The organism is Halovivax sp., assembly GCA_007119345.1.
In the GTDB taxonomy this organism is placed as follows: Archaea; Halobacteriota; Halobacteria; order Halobacteriales; family Natrialbaceae; genus Halovivax.
Window position 1 is genome coordinate 1 of sequence record SKPV01000231.1, and the last position, 6,470, is coordinate 6,470.

The following is a 6,470-nucleotide window of genomic DNA, read 5'->3' on the forward strand; positions in this document are numbered from 1 at the left end:
GGGCTCGTCGTCGTTCCGCCGTGGGCGGTCGCGACGGGCGGCGTCGTCGCCGTCGTGGTCGGGACGCTCGCGGCGGCGATCGCGGTGTGGCGGCTCCCGGACGCGACCGCGTGAGACCGCGTCGCCGACCGACTGCGGGATCGCGCCCGCCGTCGCGAGCGTTTCCAACTGCTGCGTTCTCCGCCTCTGATCTCACTGACGCGTTACCGCTCCTCGCGAATTCGAGGTGAGTCGGCGTCACCGTTCACCCGCCGCTCTTCGGCTCGCGTCCCAGTACGCTCGCGACGGACTCGACGCGGCTCTCCGCGTCCCGTCCGCCGGCGCCGTAATCGTCGATCTCCAGGGAGGTGATGACGCGGTCGGTCTCGACCGCGTCGTGGGCCGCGCGGACGGCTTCGAACACCTCGTCCGCGGAGTCGGACTCGATCACCGTGTCCGTCGCGGTCGTCTCGGAGGAGACGTCGTACTCCTCCAGCGCGTCGACGGCCTGTGCGATGTCCTCCGAGCGGCTCCCGTCGTGGACGGGGATGACCTCGAATCGGGCGATGACTGTCATGGTATCACGGTGAACGGCAGCGTCGAGTGACCGCGGTCACCCGGTCGCGACGATGCCTGACGGTAACGAGAGACATAGTCCGTCGCGGTGGCGGCTCGCCCGAGTCAGGAGGCTTATAACGGCGCCGCGAGAGTTGTCCACCCGAATGTGGCCGATCGGACACCTCGCCGTCGCCTACCTCTGTTACGCACTCTACGCGCGAAAGCGGTACGAGACGCCGCCCGCGCACCTCCCGGTGCTCGTCGCGCTGTTCGGGAGCCAGTTTCCCGACCTCGTCGACAAACCCCTCGCGTGGTACCTCGGCGTCCTCCCGACGGGCCGGACGCTCGCGCACTCGCTGCTCGTCCTGGTGCCGCTCTGTCTCGCCCTCTACGCCCTGGCTCGCCGGTACGACCGCCCCGAGTACGTCGTCGCCTTCGCCGTCGGCGCCCTGTCGCACGCGCTCGTCGACGCCGCGCCGGCGCTGTGGGGCGCCGGCGAGGCCGGGTTCCTGCTGTGGCCGGCCGTGGCCGTCGAATCCTACGAGAGCGGCGCGCCGTCGGTCACCGAACTGCTGGCCGCGTCGATCGGCGATCCCTACTTCCTCTCGGAGTTCGTGCTCGCGGCGATCGCGCTCGCGGTCTGGCGCCGGGACGGCTGTCCCGGCCTCGCCCCGCTTCGGGCCGCGCTCGGTCGGGTTCGGCCGACCTCCGAGGTCCGGTGAGCGATTTCGCGGACGAGGGCGCTGGGAGCACGGATGCAAACGGCACGGGCCCGCAGTAACGATCGGCTACGGCCGTCGCCCCCGCAAACCACTTTACGTGCGTCCGGGGTAGCGATCCGCCGATGGACGCAGCCCACGAGCGCGACGCCTCGGTCGCCGAACTCGCCCACCGCTACGCGAGCGCCGGCGCCGCCGACTGGACCGAGACGCTCGCCAGGGCCGACGCGAACGACGTCGCGATCCCCGTCCTCGAACGACTGCTCGCGGCGGCGGCGGTCGACGAGGCGCGCGCCCTCGACGCGGAGCTCCGTCGGCGCCGCGCCGCGCTCGAATCGTTCGCGCTCGACCTCGAGCGCGTCCACGACCTCCTCGACGGCGCCGGAATCGAGTACGCCGTCATCAAGACGAACGTCGCCCACCCGTACGAGCCGTGGGATCTGAACGTGCTCGCACGGGAGCGCGACTGGCCGCGCGCGATCGACCTGCTGGAAGACGACGGCTGGACGCGGACGAGCTTCCGTGCCCACCCGCTGGCTCGCACGGAACCCGGAAAGCGACTGTACGAGCACGACGTCCGCCACCCGGTCCACCTCCACGCCGCGGTTTCCTGGAACGGGCTCGCCTACCTGCCGGCGGCGGCCGTTCTCGACTCCAGACGCCTCGAAGACGGCGTCTACTATCCCGAACCGGTCGTCGACGCGGCGATCCACTGCGCCCACGGCGCGTTCGAGAACTTCGAGGTGACCCTCGGCGAGGCGCTGGAGATCGCGCGGGTCCTCGGCCGCGAGGGGGCGGTCGGAGACCGCGATTCCAGGGGCACATCGGCGGGTAGCGCCGTCGACCGGGATCGCCAGCTCGCCGTCGACCGAGGACGACAGCTCGCCGTCGAACACGGCTGGCCGGAGGGGTACGACCTGGCGGTCCGGACGGCCGAGGAGGTCCTCGACCGCGTCCGACGGTCGCCCGAATCGATCGACCTTCCCCACCGGTACGCCCCCGCAGAGCTCGTGCGCGCGTGGCTGGGTCACGCCCGACGAACCGACGGCGGCTGGTACGAGCTCCCCGCGAACGCGGCGCTCTGGGCGGTCAAATGACGGGACCCGCGCTCGTCGTCGTCACCGGCATCGACGGGTCGGGGAAGACGACGCAGGCCAACATGCTCGCCGAGCGGCTCCGCGAGCGCGGTCTCGACGCCAGGTGCGAGCACGCGTTCGGTCCCAACGCCCGCCTCACGCGAGCGTTGAAGGATCGCGTCGCGCCCCGGTTTCACGACGCGGAGGACGAGCTCGCCCGCGAGGGACGCACGACGAGCGGCAGGAACAGGCTGCTGGGTCTCGTCTTCCTCGCGCGCGGGATCTGGGGAGTCTGGACCGCCGTCCTCGCGAACGCCCGCGCGGACGTCCTCGTCCTCGATCGCTACCTGTACGACGACCTCGCCCGCGTCGGGTGGCGCTACGGCTACGACGGACCGTCGATGCTCCGGCTGATCGGGCTCGTCCCCGCCCCGGACCTGACCGTCCGCCTCGACGCGCCCGCCGAGGTCGTCTGGGAGCGCGAGGCGGACGGACGGACGACCCTCGCGGAGCACGCGGAGAAAGGGCGCTGGTACGATGCGATCCTCGACGCCGTCGCGGAGCGTCGCGAGGTCGTCACGGTCGACACCCACGAGAACGACGTTGCGGCCGCCCACGAGCGGATCGTCGAACTGGTTGACGAGCGCGCGCTCGGTGGATCCCGGGCCGCGGTCGCGCGGGGGCGCTGACCGCGGATCATTCCTGGTCGACGAACGGTGGGGTTGCGGTCGCCGGCCCGTCGTCGAGACACTCCGCGAGGACGTCTTCGAACGCCGTCACGAGGGCCTCCCGCGAGTAGTCTCGGTCGACGATCTCCCGGCCGCGCCGACCGAACGCCCGTCTGCGTTCCGGATCCGCGAGGCGCTCCAGGGACGCGGCGAAGGCCCCGGGATCGGGATCGTCGACGAGGTACCCCGACGCGCCGTGCTCGACGTAGTGGGCGAGACCGCCCGCGGGGGAGGCGACCACCGGCAGCTCGCAGGCCATCGCCTCGAGCGCCGCGATGCAGAGGCCTTCGTACGCGGAGGTGTGGAAGTAGACGTCGTTCCGATTCAGGAAGCCGGGCACGTCCTCGACGAACCCGTGAAAGCGGACGTTCTCGAGGCCCAGCGCGTCCCGCCGCTCGCACAGTTCCGCCTCGAGGGGGCCGGTGCCGGCCACGTTGAAGACGAACTCGGTCTCGTCGTTCCGCTCGCGGAGTGCCGCGGCCGTCTCCAGCACCCGGTCGTGGCGCTTCGGCGGGATGAGCGAGCCCACCGTCGCCACGTGGAGCTCCCCCGACGGCGACGAGACGTCGGTCCGGGCGAACTCCGCCGTGTCGACGCCCGCGATCGGGATCGTCCGCACCCGGTCGGCCGGGACGCCGTACTCCTCGCGGAGGGCGTCGGCGACGGCGGGCGAGTCGGCCAGGATCAGCTCCGAGAGGCCGGCGGTGGCCCGCCAGGCCAGCTCCCGGTGGCGACCCGCGAACCGCTCGCTGTGCAGCCAGTTCACCACCACCGGTACGCGGGCGATCGTCCCCAGGACCCGTCCGAGGAGCGTCGCGTGGTACATCGAGCAGACCAGGACGTCCGCGTCGGCGACGGCGCGGTACAACGCGACCGGTTTTCGGCGGAGCGAGAGGGGCTCCAGGTCGATCAAGCCGACGCCGTCGGGGAGCTCCGCGATCACGTCGTTCTCCTTGCTCAGCACGGTCACGACGGTCACGTCGTATCGCTCGAGGTCCAGTCCCGAGAGGAGGCGGACCAACCCGACCTGGGCGCCGCCCGTCGTCAGCGTCGAGACGAAGTAGACGATCGACGGCCGGCCGTCGCGCGGCGAGTTCGATCGACGGCCGTCGTCCGACGAACTCGACCGCGACGGACCGACCGACGAACTCGACCGCGACGGACCGACCGACGAGTTCACTGGCCGACCGTCCGCCGACGCGCCGGTCGGCGTCGACGGTCGGTTCGATCCCCCTTCGGGAGCGCGCATGCCCGATCACCTACTCGCCCGAGGCGTATGGACTTCGGGGGCCCCGTCGCCGATAACGCCGGATTACCCGACCGTCGACGGTCGCAAACCGGCGCCGACGGCGTCTTCGGCGACCGTTCGGGCGTCGTTTCCGCCCGGAACTCGCAGGCCGTCGATTCAATTCGATCGTTCTCGCGACGGGCCGTAGCCGGGGAATTTCATGGTACGACAGACCACCAACCACGGGCTGCACGTCTACGAGCAGGGAGACACCGACTGGACGCACGCGCCGGACATGGAGACGATCGAGGAGCGGCTCGTCGTTCGCGACGCGCGCGAGGCGATCGGCGACTACGAGCCCCACGAGGGGGCGACGTACGTCGCGACGGACACGGGCGCGGTCTACGACGGCGACGGCGAGGAGTGGACGAAGGCCACCCGCGAGTACGCCACCGCCGCGGTCGACGACCTGATCACGCGCGAGACGCCGGTCGCGGACGTCCGCGCCTACGGCGCCGACGGGGACGGGTCCGGCGACGATACCGGCGCGCTCCGGGACGCGCTGGACGCGACCGACGCGGGCGTCGTCTACCTGCCGCGGGGCACCTACCGGATCACCGACCAGCTGTCGGTCGGCTCGGCGCGCCTGCGCGGGGACGGAATGGGGACGAGCACGATCGAACTGGAGGAGAACGTGGAGCGGGCGATCGCCGTCGACGGCGAGGGCGGGCGCGTCGCCGACTTCTCGCTCGAGTGCGACGGACGCGCCGTGACGGGCGTCCAGCTCGAGGCCGCCCACGCCTCGGCCGAACGCGTCGCGGTCGACGGCGTCGACCAGTGGGGGTCCCAGGAGGGATCGACCGCCTGCATCAACGTCATGTCGGCGCCGCACGCGGACGTGACCCGCTGTCGGGCGACGCGGGCGCGGGCGCCCAACACCGGCATCTCCAACGGGATCCACGTGGCCGGCGGGGGCGGCGACGTGACGGTCTCCGGCTGCCGGGTCGACGACGTCACTCCGAAGGACGACGGCGACGGGATCGTGATCCAGGGGGAGAACCCGGGCACGCGGGTCATCGGCAACCACGTGACCGACGCGGCGAAGTCGGCGCTCAAGATCAACCGGCCGAGCAGCCGCACCATCTCGGTCCTCGCGACCGGCAACACGCTGCAGGCCCACGAGGACTGCCTCTCGATCGCGCGGATCCAGGGGACCGAGACGACGTTCGCCGGCAACACCCTCGTCCAAAAGCGCGTGGGCGACGCCGCGCTCCGCGTCTCGACCGACCCGAGCTTCGAGGGCGCGCCGGTCACGGTCAGCGGCAACGTCATCGAACTCACGGATCCCGCCGGCGGCAACGACCTGATCCGGGTTCGCGACTGGGACCGCACCGTCGTGCTCAACGACAACTCGCTCAAGCTCCACGGCGGCGGGGATCGCGGGATCCGCGTCGACGGCTCGAAGAACGTCGTGATCAACGGGAACTCCGTCGACGCGGTCGGCGGGAACGCGGTCGAGCTGGCCGGGACGAACGGCGCCTCGATCACCGGGAACGTGTTCGACGACGTCGGGGGCGCCGGGATCGCGATCGACGACGACGCCGAGCGCTGCGCGATCACGGGGAACGCGATCGACGCGGCCGACGGGATCGCCGTCGCCGACGGGGCGAGCGACGTCGAGGTCGGGACGAACGTCGGCGGGTGAGTGCGCCGAGGCGTCGCGAGCCGCGGTCGGAACGAACGTCGGCGGGTGAGTTCGCCGGGGCGTCGCGAGCCGCGGTCGGGACGAACGTCGGCGGGTGAGCGCGCCGAGACGTCGCGAACCCCGATCGGACCGGAAATCCCGCCTTACGGTCCCCGACGCGGCCCGGGTTTTACGCTCCCCTTCGTGGTGGGGCGGGCCGTGAACGCCGACCGAGCGCTCGTGACGGGCGGTGCCGGATTCATCGGCTCCCACCTCGCGGAGCGGCTGCTGGCCGCGGGCGCCGACGTCACCGTCGTCGACGACCGCTCGACCGGCTCGATCGAGGCCGTTCCCGACGAGGCGACGGTCGTCGAGCGCGACCTCCGGCGACCGGGCGCGCTGGCGGACGTCCTCACGCCGGCCTACGACGTCGTCTTCCACCTCGCCGCTGGAAAATCGGTCGACGCGGACCGACCGCGCGAGCAGTTCGAGGGCAAC

7 protein-coding genes are annotated in these 6,470 nt (G+C 71.8%); 5 read left to right on the forward strand and 2 right to left on the reverse strand.

Annotated features, from left to right (window positions below; all coding sequences use genetic code 11):
• Nucleotides 1–244 precede the first annotated feature (244 nt).
• Nucleotides 245–556, reverse strand: a complete 312-nt coding sequence (locus QZT59_RS15910; protein ID WP_290818616.1) for a thiamine-binding protein — start codon at nt 554–556, stop codon at nt 245–247.
• 145 nt (nt 557–701) lie between these two features.
• Here QZT59_RS15910 and QZT59_RS15915 point away from each other — a divergent pair, with 145 nt between their 5' ends.
• The 3 genes from QZT59_RS15915 to QZT59_RS15925 all read left to right on the forward strand — a co-directional run bounded on the left by QZT59_RS15915 (nt 702) and on the right by QZT59_RS15925 (nt 3,021).
• Complete coding sequence (locus tag QZT59_RS15915; RefSeq protein WP_290818617.1) at nt 702–1,259, forward strand: metal-dependent hydrolase; 558 nt, start codon at nt 702–704, stop codon at nt 1,257–1,259.
• A 122-nt stretch (nt 1,260–1,381) separates the two neighbouring features.
• The gene (locus tag QZT59_RS15920; RefSeq protein ID WP_290818619.1) at nt 1,382–2,353 is read left to right on the forward strand and encodes a nucleotidyltransferase family protein; all 972 of its coding nucleotides are present in this window, start codon (nt 1,382–1,384) and stop codon (nt 2,351–2,353) included.
• A complete protein-coding gene (locus tag QZT59_RS15925) occupies nt 2,350–3,021 on the forward strand; it encodes a hypothetical protein (protein WP_290818621.1) in 672 nt (223 codons plus the stop codon). Before QZT59_RS15920 ends, QZT59_RS15925 begins: the two co-directional genes overlap by 4 nt.
• A 7-nt stretch (nt 3,022–3,028) precedes the next feature.
• Here QZT59_RS15925 and QZT59_RS15930 read toward each other — a convergent pair whose 3' ends face one another.
• A complete protein-coding gene (locus QZT59_RS15930; RefSeq protein ID WP_290818623.1) occupies nt 3,029–4,309 on the reverse strand; it encodes a glycosyltransferase family 4 protein in 1,281 nt (426 codons plus the stop codon).
• Nucleotides 4,310–4,508: 199 nt separating this feature from the next.
• On the opposite strand from QZT59_RS15930, the gene QZT59_RS15935 reads away from it, so the two are divergent.
• Together QZT59_RS15935 and QZT59_RS15940 are read left to right on the forward strand one after the other, a co-directional pair.
• Nucleotides 4,509–5,993 carry a right-handed parallel beta-helix repeat-containing protein gene (locus QZT59_RS15935; protein WP_290818624.1) on the forward strand — a complete coding sequence of 495 codons (1,485 nt, stop codon included), beginning with the start codon at nt 4,509–4,511 and terminating at the stop codon, nt 5,991–5,993.
• 198 nt (nt 5,994–6,191) lie between these two features.
• The coding region (locus QZT59_RS15940; RefSeq protein WP_290818625.1) for an NAD-dependent epimerase/dehydratase family protein at nt 6,192–6,470 on the forward strand (279 nt) is incomplete at its 3' end.